This window comes from Streptomyces sp. NPDC052016, from assembly GCF_044548445.1.
Taxonomy (GTDB): Bacteria; Actinomycetota; Actinomycetes; order Streptomycetales; family Streptomycetaceae; genus Streptomyces.
The window spans coordinates 202,188-215,213 of record NZ_JBIUBX010000007.1 but is presented as its reverse complement, the minus strand read 5'-3'; the positions used below and the strand labels follow the sequence as shown (position 1 = coordinate 215,213).

At 72.1% G+C, this 13,026-nt stretch carries 10 protein-coding genes; 1 reads left to right on the top strand and 9 read right to left on the bottom strand.

What is annotated here, in order from left to right:
• Positions 1-75: 75 nt before the first annotated feature.
• From trmD to proS, 6 genes are all read right to left on the bottom strand, one after another.
• Positions 76-909 carry a tRNA (guanosine(37)-N1)-methyltransferase TrmD gene (gene trmD, locus ACIHAR_RS11720; RefSeq protein WP_388753272.1) on the bottom strand — a complete coding sequence of 278 codons (834 nt, stop codon included), beginning with the start codon at positions 907-909 and terminating at the stop codon, positions 76-78.
• Positions 906-1,451, bottom strand: coding sequence for a ribosome maturation factor RimM (gene rimM / locus ACIHAR_RS11715; protein WP_400018800.1), 546 nt, complete (start codon positions 1,449-1,451; stop codon positions 906-908). The genes trmD and rimM overlap by 4 nt, the downstream gene beginning before the upstream one ends.
• Positions 1,452-1,554: 103 nt before the next feature.
• On the bottom strand, positions 1,555-1,794 hold the full coding sequence (locus ACIHAR_RS11710) for an RNA-binding protein (RefSeq protein ID WP_003973401.1): 240 nt from the start codon (positions 1,792-1,794) through the stop codon (positions 1,555-1,557).
• A 5-nt stretch (positions 1,795-1,799) separates the two neighbouring features.
• The gene (rpsP, locus tag ACIHAR_RS11705) at positions 1,800-2,222 is read right to left on the bottom strand and encodes a 30S ribosomal protein S16 (protein ID WP_365460526.1); all 423 of its coding nucleotides are present in this window, start codon (positions 2,220-2,222) and stop codon (positions 1,800-1,802) included.
• A 781-nt stretch (positions 2,223-3,003) separates the two neighbouring features.
• Positions 3,004-3,600 carry a hypothetical protein gene (locus ACIHAR_RS11700; protein ID WP_365460523.1) on the bottom strand — a complete coding sequence of 199 codons (597 nt, stop codon included), beginning with the start codon at positions 3,598-3,600 and terminating at the stop codon, positions 3,004-3,006.
• A gap of 312 nt (positions 3,601-3,912) precedes the next feature.
• Positions 3,913-5,328: a proline--tRNA ligase gene (gene proS, locus ACIHAR_RS11695; RefSeq protein ID WP_400018797.1), complete on the bottom strand. Its 1,416-nt coding sequence runs from the start codon at positions 5,326-5,328 to the stop codon at positions 3,913-3,915.
• A 197-nt stretch (positions 5,329-5,525) separates the two neighbouring features.
• On the opposite strand from proS, the gene ACIHAR_RS11690 reads away from it, so the two are divergent.
• Positions 5,526-6,383, top strand: coding sequence for an SAM-dependent methyltransferase (locus ACIHAR_RS11690; protein ID WP_400018795.1), 858 nt, complete (start codon positions 5,526-5,528; stop codon positions 6,381-6,383).
• Positions 6,384-6,393: 10 nt separating this feature from the next.
• Here ACIHAR_RS11690 and ftsH read toward each other — a convergent pair whose 3' ends face one another.
• From ftsH to ACIHAR_RS11675, 3 genes are all read right to left on the bottom strand, one after another.
• Positions 6,394-8,334 carry an ATP-dependent zinc metalloprotease FtsH gene (gene ftsH / locus ACIHAR_RS11685; protein WP_365460514.1) on the bottom strand — a complete coding sequence of 647 codons (1,941 nt, stop codon included), beginning with the start codon at positions 8,332-8,334 and terminating at the stop codon, positions 6,394-6,396.
• Positions 8,335-8,429: 95 nt separating this feature from the next.
• Positions 8,430-9,992 carry a signal recognition particle protein gene (gene ffh / locus ACIHAR_RS11680; RefSeq protein ID WP_365460511.1) on the bottom strand — a complete coding sequence of 521 codons (1,563 nt, stop codon included), beginning with the start codon at positions 9,990-9,992 and terminating at the stop codon, positions 8,430-8,432.
• Positions 9,993-10,545: 553 nt separating this feature from the next.
• Complete coding sequence (locus ACIHAR_RS11675; RefSeq protein WP_400018793.1) at positions 10,546-13,002, bottom strand: [protein-PII] uridylyltransferase; 2,457 nt, start codon at positions 13,000-13,002, stop codon at positions 10,546-10,548.
• Positions 13,003-13,026: the final 24 nt, after the last annotated feature.

The window sequence follows — 13,026 nt, the reverse complement described above, 5'->3', positions numbered from 1 at the left end:
AGAGTCGTGCGCGTCGGGGCGGGCGTCGTTTCCCCCTGTGGCAGGGGCGCACACCGGACGGCGCACAACAGCGGCCTATTCTTCCACGCCCTCGGTCCTGCGCCAAAATCGCCCGTGCGGCTCCCCCTCGGGGTCGGGCTCCCAGCCCAGGATGGAGAGCATCTCACGGTCCTTCTTGTCGAAGGCCTTGGGGTCGCAGCGCTCGATCAGGTCCGGCCGGTTGGCCGTCGTACGCCTCAGGGCCTCGTCGCGGCGCCAGCGGGCGATCTTCCCGTGGTGGCCGCTGAGCAGCACCTCGGGTATCTCCCGGCCGCGCCAGGCGGGCGGCTTGGTGTAGACGGGGCCCTCCAGGAGGTTGGCCATGGCGCCGGGGGCGAAGGAGTCGTCGCGGTGGGACTCGGCGTTGCCGAGCACCCCGGGCAGCAGCCGGGCCACGGCCTCGGTGACGACGAGCACGGCCGCCTCGCCGCCGGCGAGGACGTAGTCGCCGATGGACACCTCGTAGACCGGTATGCGGGTGGCGTACTCGTCGACGACGCGCCGGTCGATGCCCTCGTAGCGGGCCGGCGTGAAGATCAGCCAGGGGCGCTCGGAGAGTTCGACGGCGAGTTCCTGGGTGAAGGGACGGCCGCTGGGGGTCGGGACCACGAGCGCGGGAGCGTGCGCGCCGGTCTCATAACCGTCGGCGAGGACGGAGTCCAGGGCGTCGCCCCACGGCTCGGTCTTCATGACCATGCCGGGGCCCCCGCCGTACGGGGTGTCGTCGACGGTGTTGTGGCGGTCGTACGTCCACTGCCGCAGGTCGTGCACATGGACGTTGAGCTGTCCACGCGCGCGTGCCTTGCCGACCAGGGAGACGTTCAGCGGGTCGAGGTACTCGGGGAAGATCGTGACGACGTCGAGCCTCATGCGTCCTCGTCCCGGGAGGAGTCGATCACGGCGCGGTCGTCGATGAGGCCGGGCGGCGGGTCGATGACCGCCCGCTGCTCCTCCAGGTCGACGTCGGTGACGATCTCCTCGACGAACGGGATCAGCACCTCGGTGCCGTCCGGCCGTTCGACGATGAAGAGGTCCTGCGAGGGCAGGTGCGAGATCTCGGTGATCCGGCCGACCTCCACGCCGTCCTCGGTCACCACGTCGAGGTCGATCAGCTGGTGGTCGTAGTACTCGTCCTCGCCCTCGGGGAGTTCCTCGGGGTCCACCTCGGCGATCAGGAGCGTGTTGCGCAGGGCCTCGGCCGCGTTGCGGTCGGCGACGCCCTCGAAGCGCAGGAGGAGACGGCCGCTGTGCACCCGGCCGGTCTCGATCGTGAGCGGACCGGCCGAAGCGGGGTCCGTGGACAGTACGGCGCCGGGGGCGAGCCTCAGTTCCGGCTCGTCGGTGCGGACCTCGACGGTGACCTCGCCCTTGACGCCGTGGGCGCGGCCGATCCGTGCGACTACGAGCTGCACTGTTCGAAGATCTCCTGTCGTACTGTCGTCGTGACTGTCTCAACGACTGCGGGCCGGGGACGGCCCAGTGGCCCTCCCCGGCCCGAGCCGGTTGCGATAAGCGTCAGCGGACGTGGTCGACGTCGACGAGGTCGACGCGGACACCGCGGCCGCCGATGGCGCCCACGACGGTGCGCAGGGCGCGTGCGGTGCGGCCGTTGCGGCCGATCACCTTGCCGAGGTCGTCCGGGTGGACCCGGACCTCGAGCACGCGTCCGCGGCGCAGGTTGCGCGAGGCGACCTGCACATCGTCAGGGTTGTCGACGATGCCCTTCACGAGGTGCTCAAGCGCCTCTTCGAGCATGCTGCTCAGGCCTCGGTCGACTCGGAGGACTCGGCGGCCGCCTCGTCCTTCTTCTCGGCCTTCTTCTTCTGGGTGATCGCCTCACCCTTGCCCTCGTCCTCGCCACCCAGGGCCTCGAACGACGGGCGCGCCTTCTTCGGCTCGGCGACCAGCAGCGGAGCCGGGGCGGGCTCGCCCTTGAACTTCTGCCAGTCGCCGGTCTTCTTCAGGATGGCGAGCACGGGCTCGGTCGGCTGGGCGCCGACACCGAGCCAGTACGCCACGCGCTCCGCGTCGACCTCGATGACCGACGGGTTGTACGTCGGGTGGTACTTGCCGATCTCCTCGATCGCACGGCCGTCACGACGGGTGCGGGAGTCGGCGACGACGATGCGGTAGTGAGGCGAACGGATCTTGCCCAGACGCTTCAGCTTGATCTTGACTGCCACGGGAGTGGGTTCTCCTGGATTTGACGTGGTTGGGCACGGCGAGCATGCCGCGTGGGGTTGCGGTACCCGAGTGCCCGATGGACGCGTCAGCCGGAGGAGAGAGGGGTCCTGTGCGGCTGTCGAGTACAGCTAGCCATTGTGCCACACCCTGCGGAGCGCCTTCGGCCGAGGGGGTGAGCAGTCCCCGGGCGGACATACGAGGGCGCCTCCACACGCACGAGGGCCGCGGACACCACCGAACGACACGGCGCCCCGCGCGGCCGGTACCGCGACCGAGCCTGGGGAACGCAGCGCCACGGCGGCACCGTGAAGCACCCGCCACCACTGAGCGCCAGGCCACCACGAAGCGCCAAGCCACCGGGAAACACCCGGCCACCCCGGCACACGCGCACAGCAGCCGCGCCCGACTGCGCCCCTGCCGCACGCACGCCACGGAAGCACGGCCGCACGCCCCCACGGCGGGCGCCGACAGGCCGCGGCGCCCCGCAGCGGGACCGCACCGCCGAGCACGCGCAGGGCAAGGGCGTCGGCGACTACCGCGTCCACCAGGGCGGCACGCCGCGGCCGGACGGTGGCCGCGAGCAACGCGCCCGCCGCGCCCAGCCCACGCGTGCGGGCATGACGACCGAGCACCGCGCGCGCCCCCAGTGGGCGCGCGGTGCTCGGGCCGTGCGAGCCGCCTCGGCAGGCGCCCCGTTCGTGTCACGCGCAACGTCCCCGCGACGGTCCGGAAGGACCCCGAACCGGCAGCCACGAGATGCCGGTGTGCGGGCGGATGACGTTACGCCGCGCCCATGACCTCGGGGATCCGGAACGGCTTCCCGCAGCCCCCGCACACGATCGGGGCCTGGGCCAGGACGGACGGCACCACCCGGACGTTGCGGCCGCAGTCGCAGACGGCCTTGACGCGGACGCCGCCTCCGGAGGAGCCGTGGCGGGCGGCCGGGCCGCGGAAGGCGCGGGTGGTTTCGGCGGAGGTGGCCGCCATGTGGGCCTTGAGGGCCCGCTGGAGGCGGTCAATCGTCGGACGGTAGCGCCGCTTCGCCTCGGGGTTGAGCGTGACCAGCGAGAAGCCGCTGCTGGGGTGCGGTTCCTCGGGGTGGTCCAGGCCCAGCTCCTCGGCGATCGCGAGGAATCTGCGGTTGTGGTAGCGGCCGGCGCGGGAGGTGTCGCGGACGCCGCGGGCGGCGGCGATCCCGTGGACTGCCTCATGGAGCAGTCGCTCGAAGGAGAGCTCGTGACCGCAGGCGGACGACGACTCCCCGATCAGGGACTCTGGCGCGGCAAGGTCCGGCAGCTCGGGGTGGTACCGCTGAATGTCGGCCCACGCCTGTGCCAGCTCTGCGGCGAGAACAGGTGGTGTCTGTGTCGTGCTCACGTAATGACAACGAGCGGGGGTGCCGCTGTGTTCCGATTCCGGGGCATCCCAAATAATTTGCACGTACCCGTCAGTTGCCGCTGATGCGTCCTGACGAGGGCGGGTGCGCTGATCTGCGGAGAAGCCTCACAGCTCCGCCCAAGGTGGTGCGTAGTTCGCCGTACGCCCCCCGTCTCCCACCGCCATCCGCAACCGAGGCCTTTCGGCCCACCCCCGTGCCCGGCGCGTGGACGAGGTCCGCGCGCCGGGGTACGGATGTTCCGCGAGGGCGCAAGAGGTGTTTCGGTCGCTCTCGGGCCGACGGGCGCCGTCTCAGTAGGCGCGCGCGACGATCGCGACGTTACCGGGCGCGTCGCCGTCCTCCGGCACCGACCCGTCCTCCGCGACCAGACAGCGTACGGTCACCGCGTGGTCGGCCAGCTTGGCCTCGCCCTCCTCGCCGAGGGTGGCCCAGGGGATGCGCGCCCAGCCGCCGGCGGTGGCCGTCTCGACGGCCTCCTCGATCGTGGACACGTCCGTCGTACGGGACTCGCGGCGCTCTCGGGACTGCCGCAGCAGCAGCGCCTGGTCCTCCTCGAGGATCGTGGGGAGCAGGCCGGGCAGCGCGTCCAGCGCCACCGGCTCCTTGCCGCCGGGGATGCGGCGCGCCAGCATCGCCGTGCCGTTCTCCAGGTCGCGCGGACCGATCTCGATCCGTACGGGCACGCCCTTGAGCTCCCAGTCGACCGCGCGCCGCCCGAAGGGCGTATCGGTGCGGTCGTCGACCTGGACCCGGACGCCGGCCGCCTTGAGCCGGTCGCCCAGCTCGCGGACCGTGGCCAGAACCGCGTCGTCGCCCTTGATCGCCAGGACGACGGCCTGGACCTGCGCCAGGCGCGGCGGGACGCGCAGCCCGTCGTCGTCGCCGTGCATCATCACCAGGGCGCCGATCATGCGGGTCGTCGAGCCCCAGGAGGTCTGCCAGACGAGTTCCTGCGTGCCGTCCTTCGACAGGTACGAGGTGTTGAAGGCCCTGGCGAAGTTCTGGCCCAGTTCGTGGCTCGTGGCCATCTGCAGGGCCTTGCCGTCGCCCATCATGCCCTCGAGGGTGAGCGTGTTGACGGCGCCCGCGAACCGCTCCCTGGCGGTCTTGCGGCCGGGGACGACGTCCATGGCGAGGACGTTCACCATGAAGTCCTCGTAGACCTCGCGGTGGATGTGGGAGGCGAAGTCGCGGGCGTCCTCGTAAGTGGCGTGCGCGGTGTGGCCCTCCTGCCACAGGAACTCCGTCGTCCGGAGGAAGAGGCGGGGCCGCAGCTCCCAACGGACCACGTTCGCCCACTGGTTGATCAGCAGCGGCAGGTCGCGGTAGCTCTGCACCCACTTCGAGAAGTAGTCGTTGATGATCATCTCGGAGGTGGGCCGGACGACCGCGGGCTCCTCCAGTTCCTTGCCGCCGCCGTGCGTGACCACCGCGAGTTCGGGCGCGAAGCCCTCGACGTGGTCGGCCTCGCGCGTGAGGTACGACTGCGGGATCAGGAGGGGGAAGTACGCGTTCTGGGTGCCGGTCTCCTTGATGCGGGCGTCCATCTCCGCCTGCATCCGCTCCCACAGCCCGTAGCCGTACGGTCGGATCACCATGGTGCCGCGCACCGGCCCGTTGTCGGCCAGCTCGGCCTTGGCGATCAGATCCTGGTACCAGCGCGGGAAGTCGTCCCCCCGCGGGGTGAGAACGGGTGCCTTTGCCATGGCGCGATGGTACGGCTCCAGGTTGCCGGGATGTGAAATCTCGCCACACGCGCGGGATGTGCGCAAGCAACGCTCCGCAACCCCTGGACGCAGGGTCGAGTGGGGAGTTACCTGACATACGGGGGGAGTGCGGGCGCACTGACGGGGCCACCCGAACGACGACAGCGGCAACTCTCGGCTGATTGGGGCGCTTTTTCATGACACCTACGCTCGTGCGGCAGCACCTACCTCACGCGGGCGCCGTGACCCGCGCGGATCCGGGTGCACGCGCGCGTGACTGGTCGGAGATCCAGGAACGGATGCTGGTTCCGCTCTACGAGGCCGTCTACGAGCGACTGGAAGTGGGCCCGGGCACGCGGTTGTTGGGCCTCGGCTGCGGCTCCGGACTGGCCCTGCTGATGGCCGCCTCCAGAGGCGCCGCCCTGACCGGTGTCGAGGCCTCCTCGCCCGAACGGCTGGCGCTCGCCCGCCGGCGACTTCTGCCGGAGCCCCCGGACACGGGCACGCGTGCGGACACCCGGCTCGTCGAGGGGTCGCCCGAGGACGCGGCCGGCGTCGAGAGGCGCTCCTACAACCTGGTGACCGCCTTCGAGCCCATCGGCTGTCTCGCGGGGGACTCCGAAGGACTCGGCGAGTTGCTGACGGCCGCCACTGCGCTGACCGAGCGGAGCACGCCCGTGGTGCTCGTCGGCTGGGGTCCGCCGGAGCGCTGTGCCACCTCGTCGGTGCTGCGGGTCGCCACCAAACTGGCCGAACCGATGCGCTCCGGGGCGAGTTGGCGCCCCGCCCTGCGCGACGACCTGGAGGAGGTCGCCCAGCGGGCCGGGCTCAGGCCGGACGGATCCGGGCGCGTGGCCTGCCCGTTCGGGTACGCCGACGTCGACAGCGCCCTCAGGGGCCTGCTGTCCACCGGTCTGTTCGACGCGGCGATCTCCGCGACGGACCAGGCGCAGGTGGACAAGGAGGTGACCGAGGCGCTGCACCCGTACCGGCGCGAGGACGGCACGGTCTGGATGCCGAACGTGTTCCGGTACCTGATCGCCCGTACGCTCTAGGCGCCCCCGCTCACCGCGGGGCCTCCTCCTTCGTCAGCCGCGTGACGCCCGCGATGCGGTACGCGTCCGCCTCCTCCAGCGTCTCGTTCTCCAGCAGCGCCGTGGCCAGGGCGTCGAGCTGGTCGCGGTGGTCGCGGAGTTTGCGGCACGCCTCCTCGTAGCACGCGTCGACGATGCGGCGCATCTCGCTGTCGATGACGTCGAGGGTCTGCGGGGCGGCCGCGAGTCCGTACGCCTGCTGGGCGTCGCTCGGGAGGGCGGAGAGCCGGCCGACGCGCTCGCTCATGCCCCAGCGGGCCACCATCCCGCGCGCGATGGCGGTGACCTGCTCGAGGTCGCTCTCGGCGCCCGTGGTGACGACCCCGTAGACGACCTGTTCCGCCGCCATGCCGCCGAGGGCGCCGATGATGCGGCCGCGCAGGTACTCCTCCGAGTGCGCGTACCGCTCCACCTCGGGGGTCGACATGGTCACTCCCAGGGCCCGGCCGCGCGGCACGATGGTGATCTTGCGGACGGGGTCGGCGCCGGGCTGGAGCATGCCGAGCAGGGCGTGTCCGCTCTCGTGGTACGCGGTGCGCCGACGGTCCTCCTCCGGCATCACGAGGGTGCGTTCGGCGCCCAGCTGGACCTTCTCCAGCGCCTCGGACAGGTCGTTGCGGGTCACCTGATCCTGTTTGCGCTTCACGGCGAAGAGGGCGGCCTCGTTGGCGAGATTGGCCAGATCCGCACCTGTCATGCCCGGTGTCACGCCGGCCACCTGGGCCAGGTCCACGTCCGGTGCGAGCGGGATCTCCCGGGTGTGGATGCGCAGGATCGCCTCGCGCCCGTTCCGGTCCGGCGGCGAGACGTTGACCACGCGGTCGAAGCGTCCGGGCCGAGTCAGCGCGGGGTCCAGGATGTCGGCCCGGTTGGTCGCCGCTATGACGATCACGCCCTCCGTCCCCGAGAACCCGTCCATCTCGGTGAGGATCTGGTTCAGCGTCTGCTCGCGTTCGTCGTGACCGCTCACCGAGGCGCCGCCGCTGCGGGCACGTCCGATGGTGTCGATCTCGTCGATGAAGATGATCGACGGCGCCACCTTCCGGGCCTCGGCGAACAGCTCGCGGACGCGGGACGCGCCGACGCCCACGATCATCTCGATGAACTCGGACGCGGAGGCGGAGAAGAACGGCACGCCCGCCTCGCCGGCCACCGCGCGCGCCAGGAGCGTCTTGCCGGTGCCGGGCGAGCCCGCGAGCAGGACGCCACGTGGCATCTTGGCGCCCATCCGGCGGTAGACGTCCGGATGCTCCAGGAAGTCGACGACGTCGTCCAGCTCGCCCTTGACCTCGTCGATGCCGGCCACGTCGGCGAAGGTCGTACGCTGCCTGCCCGGCCGGAGTTCGACCGGCTTGGGCGGGGCCTTGCGACCGAGCATGCCGCCCGCGCCGCCCAGTCCCCCGCCGATCCGGCGGGCGAGGAAGATCCACACCGCGACCAGGAGCACGAGCGGGATCAGGGAGATCAGCAGGTTGGCCACAAGGCCGCGCTCCTGCACGACCGGCTGCGCGGTCACCGTCACCCGGTTGCGGCTGAGGTCCTGCCAGAGGTCGTCTTCCGCGAAGGCCGGGCGCTGCGTCATGAACCTGGTGTACGTGCCGCCACCGTCGGGGTCGTCCCGGGCCTCCTTGAGCTGGCCCTGGATCGCATCGCCCTTGGAGTAGATCTTCTCCACGTTCCCGGCGTCGACCTGTCGGCTGAACTCGGTGTACGAGATCGTCGGCTCGTCGCCGCGGCCGAAGTAGTGCAGCCCCAGGTAGGCCAGCAGGAAGACGATCACGGCGGTGAGGGCCAGCCCCCACCATCGTCCGCGCGTTCTTCTGCCACCGGGCTGCCGCGACGCCTCGTCCGGTGTGCCTTCGGTGCGCCACGGCTGATCGGGAGCCCTGCGTGGCGGCGCCGCATTGCTCATATGTGGACGTTACGACACATCCCGGCCCCCGGCACGCGCTGAGGGCGCCCTCCCCGGAGGAAGGCGCCCTCGGCAGCTCGCTCCCGCGGTGCGGGTCAGCCCATGAACTTCTTGAACTCGTCCGGAAGCTCGAAGTCCTGGCCGGCCTGCTGGCCCGGCAGGCCGAAGGCGCCGCCGGGAGCACCGCCCTGGGCGGCCGCCGCGCGACGGGCGGCCTCCTCCTGCTCCTGCTGCTTGCGCTTCATCGGGTTGCCGGAGCGCTGCTTGCCCTTGGCCTTCTTCGGCTGCTTCTTGGCGCGGCCGGGACCGCCGCCCATGCCCGGCATCCCCGGCATGCCGGGCATGCCGCCGCCCTGGGCCATGCGGGACATCATCTTGCGGGCCTCGAAGAACCGCTCGACCAGCCCCTTGACCGCGCTGACCTCGACACCGGAACCCTTGGCGATACGGGCGCGGCGCGAGCCGTTGATGATCGTCGGGTCCTGGCGCTCGGCCGGGGTCATCGACTTGATGATCGCGGCCGTGCGGTCGACGTCCCGCTCGTCGAGGTTGTTGATCTGGTCCTTGATCTGCCCCATGCCCGGCAGCATCCCGAGCAGCTTGGAGATGCTGCCCATCTTCCTGACCTGCTCCATCTGGGACAGGAAGTCGTCCAGGGTGAAGTCCTGGCCCTTCTTGGACGCCAGCTTGGAGGCCATCTTCTCGGCCTCTTCCTGGCTGAACGTCTTCTCCGCCTGCTCGATCAGGGTGAGCAGATCACCCATGTCGAGGATGCGGGAGGCCATCCGGTCCGGGTGGAACGCGTCGAAGTCGTCGAGCTTCTCGCCGTTCGACGCGAACATGATCGGCTTGCCGGTGATCTGCCGGATGGACAGGGCCGCACCACCGCGGGCGTCACCGTCGAGCTTGGAGAGCACCACACCGTCGAAGCCGACGCCGTCGCGGAAGGCCTCGGCGGTGTTGACCGCGTCCTGACCGATCATCGCGTCGACGACGAACAGGATCTCGTCGGGTGAGACCGCGTCCCGGATGTCGGCGGCCTGCTGCATCATCTCCTGGTCGATGCCGAGGCGGCCGGCGGTGTCCACGATCACGATGTCGTGGACCTTGGACTTCGCGAAGTCGATGGAGTCCTTGGCGACCTGGACCGGGTCGCCCACGCCGTTGCCCGGCTGCGGCGCGTACACGGCCACGCCGGCGCGCTCGGCGACGACGCTCAGCTGGTTGACGGCGTTGGGCCGCTGGAGGTCACAGGCGACGAGCAGCGGCGAGTGGCCCTGCTCCTTCAGGTGACGGCCGAGCTTGCCCGCGAGGGTGGTCTTACCGGCACCCTGCAGACCGGCCAGCATGATCACGGTCGGCGGCTGCTTGGCGAAGCGCAGGCGCCGGGTCTCGCCGCCCAGGATCGTGACGAGCTCGTCGTTCACGATCTTGAGGACCTGCTGGGCCGGGTTCAGCGCCTTGGAGACCTCGGCGCCGAGGGCGCGCTCCTTGACGTTCTTGATGAACGTCCGCACGACCGGCAGGGCGACGTCCGCCTCGAGGAGGGCGATGCGGATCTCGCGCGCGGTGGCGTCGATGTCCGCCTCGGAGAGCCGTCCCTTGCCGCGCAGGTTCTTGAAAGTCGCTGAGAGGCGATCGGAGAGAGTATCGAACACGGCGGCGTCGGTCCTCGGGGTCGGGAGCAGTCTGAGCGTCTTCCAGGGTATCGGGCCGCGCAAGACATTCGTCCCCGCCTGCCGCATTCACCGGGCGGCGACGGCCGACACACCCGCGGCGGAAGGACGGGCACGGCCCGGAAACACCGGCCTCCCGCCGCACTCCGGCCCCCGCCGAAACCGGACAGCCCTCGCGTCGGCGAAACCCGCCACAGCCGAAACACCGGCCTCCGGCACTCAACAGACCACACCGCTCCATCGGCGGCGGACGGCGCCCCCACGTCGACGAGACCGACGCAGCCCACCCTCGGCCACACACACCGGCCCGCTCCGGCGGAACGTGACAACGCCCACGCCGGCGAACACCGCCGCGCCCCGGAAGCACCGGCCTCCCGCCACACGAACAGACCACACCCGCCACAGCGGCACCGGAGGCCTCCTCCCCCACGGCGGCGGGGAGCATCCCGCCCCGGGGAAACCGTCCTCTGCCGGCGCGGCGGAGCGCCCCGCACCCGCGCGATGCCTCGGCGCGGGCACGGGCGTCACCGCGGGGTCACGCCCGCAGCGTCTCCTCCAGTTTCCGCGCCACCGACGCGGCCTCGTCGCCCGGCAGGGGCGCTCCCTCCGGGCCGGTGACGTAGAAGGCGTCGACGGCGTTGGCACCGAGCGTGCTGACGTGAGCGCTGCGCACCCGCACCCCGGCGTCCTCCAGCGCGCGCCCGATCCGGAACAGCAGCCCCGGCGCGTCCTGGGCGCGGACCTCGATGACGGTGGCCAGGCGGGAGGCCGCCGAGGCCACCGTCACGCGGGGCGGGGGCGCGACCACACCGCGCCGCCTCGGATAGGCCGCGTCGCGCTCCGCCAGCCGGGTCGCGATGTCCAGGGAGCCGTCCAGGGCGCGGACGAGGTCGGCGCGGAGCCGGGCCGCCTGGGGCAGCGAGCCGTACTCGGCGGCGACCCGCCAGTCCAGCAGCAGGACGGAGCCCTCGACGCCGGAGGGCAGGTCCAGGGCGCGCAGTTCGGCCGTGCGGACGGTGAGCCGGTGCATGGCGAGAACCCCGGCGACAGCGGGGAGCACGCCCTCCTGGTCGGGTACGGCGATGAGGAGCTCCACGCCGAGCGGTTCGGGGTCGCCGGAGGGCTGGTCCCCGGCGGGGTCGCCCGGCGGCTCGGTCTGCGCGCGCAGCGCCAGCACCGGGCTGCCCGTGGCGATCGCCTCGATGGCGAGCCGCTCCTGCTCGGCGGTGGCCGTGGCGGCCTCGGGCTCCTCGGGGGCGTCCCCGGCGAGCACCGCCGAGACCCGTTTGACCAGGTCGGCGACGAGCGAGCCCCGCCAGGACGACCAGGCGGCCGGGCCGGTGGCCAGGGCGTCCGCCTCGGTCAGGGCGTGCAGCAGTTCGAGCGTGCCCTGTGAGCCGACCGCCTCGGCGACCGACCGCACGGTGGCAGGGTCCTCCAGGTCGCGCCGGGTGGCGGTCTCGACCAGCAGCAGGTGGTGGCGTACGAGGGCGGAGAGGACGGCGACGTCCGCGCGGTCGAAGCCGATGCGGGCCGCCACGTCCCTGGCGATGATCTCGCCGGCCACGGAGTGGTCACCGGGCCAGCCCTTGCCGATGTCGTGCAGCAGCGCGGCGACCAGGAGGAGATCGGGGCGGCTGACGCGGCGGGTGAACTCGGAGGCGCGCACGGCGGTCTCGATGAGGTGCCGGTCGACGGTCCAGATGTGCACGGCGTTGCGCTGCGGCCGGCAGCGCACCCGCTCCCAGTCGGGCAGCAGCCGGGTGATCAGACCCTCGGCCTCCAGCGCCTCCCAGACCTCGATGGTGGGCCGGCCCGAGCCGAGCAGGGTGACCAGCTGCTCGCGCGCCTCGGCGGGCCAGGGCGTGGGCAGCGGGCGCACGGTGGCAGCGAGGCGGCGTACGGCGTGCAGGGAGAGCGGGAGACCGGCCTGGGCCGCGGCGGCCGCGGCGCGCAGCGGGAGCACGGGGTCGCGTTCGGGGCGCGCGGCGCGGGCGAGCACCACCTCGCCGTCCTGCTCCACCACCCCTTCGGCCAGCGGAGAGCGCTCGGCGACAGGCTTCCCGCCGCCAAGCATGGCGCGCAGCCGCGGTCGCACGGCGCGCGACCTGAGGACGCGCCCCACTTCACGCCAGGTGACGTCACTGGCGTACGAGATGACCCGGGCCGCCTCGTAGACCTGGCGCAGGAGCGTGTCCGCGTCCAGGAGGCCCAGTTCGGCGGCGACCTGGTCCTGTTCCTGGAGCGCGAGCCGGTCGGTCGCGCGGCCGGTCGTCAGATGCAGGGCGTCCCGGACGTCGAGGAGCCGGCGGCGCGCGTCGTCGAGGCCCTCGCGCGGGGCGTCGGCGAGCCAGGAGGCCGCCACGGCCCGCAGCGCGGTCGCGTCCCGGAGGCCGCCGCGGGCCTCCTTCAGGTCCGGTTCCAGCAGGTACTGCAGCTCGCCCTGGCGCTCGGCGCGCTCGGCGCACAGTTCCTGGAGTTCGGGCAGGCGCTTGGGCGCCTGGTTGCGCCAGTCGGCGAGGACGGCCGTGCGCAGTCCGGCGGTGAGGCCGAGGTCGCCGGCGAGGTGGCGGGCGTCGAGCAGACCGAGCTGGACCTTCAGGTCCTCCCCCGCGGTCCTGCGGGCCTCCGCCGGGGTGCGCACGGAGTGGTCGAGGGCGAGGCCGAGGTCCCACACCGGGTACCACAGGCGGTCGGCGAGGGCGGCCACCCCCTTGGGGTCGTTGCCGTCGTGCAGCAGGAGCAGGTCGAGGTCGCTGCGCGGGGACAGCTCGCCCCGGCCGTAGCCGCCGACGGCGACCAGGGACACGCCCCGCAGCTGCTCGGCGCCCGCGGTGAACAGCTCCGCGAGCCAGCCGTCGGTGAGTTCGGCGAGGGCCGCACGGCGCGGCGGCCCGGACCGCGCCCCCTCGGTGAGAAGGCGCAGCCGGGCCGCCGCGTAGCCGCTGGGTCCGGAGTCCTCTGCATCTTTCCGCACGTCCGTACTCGTCACCCAGCGACTCCTGTTCTGTTCTGC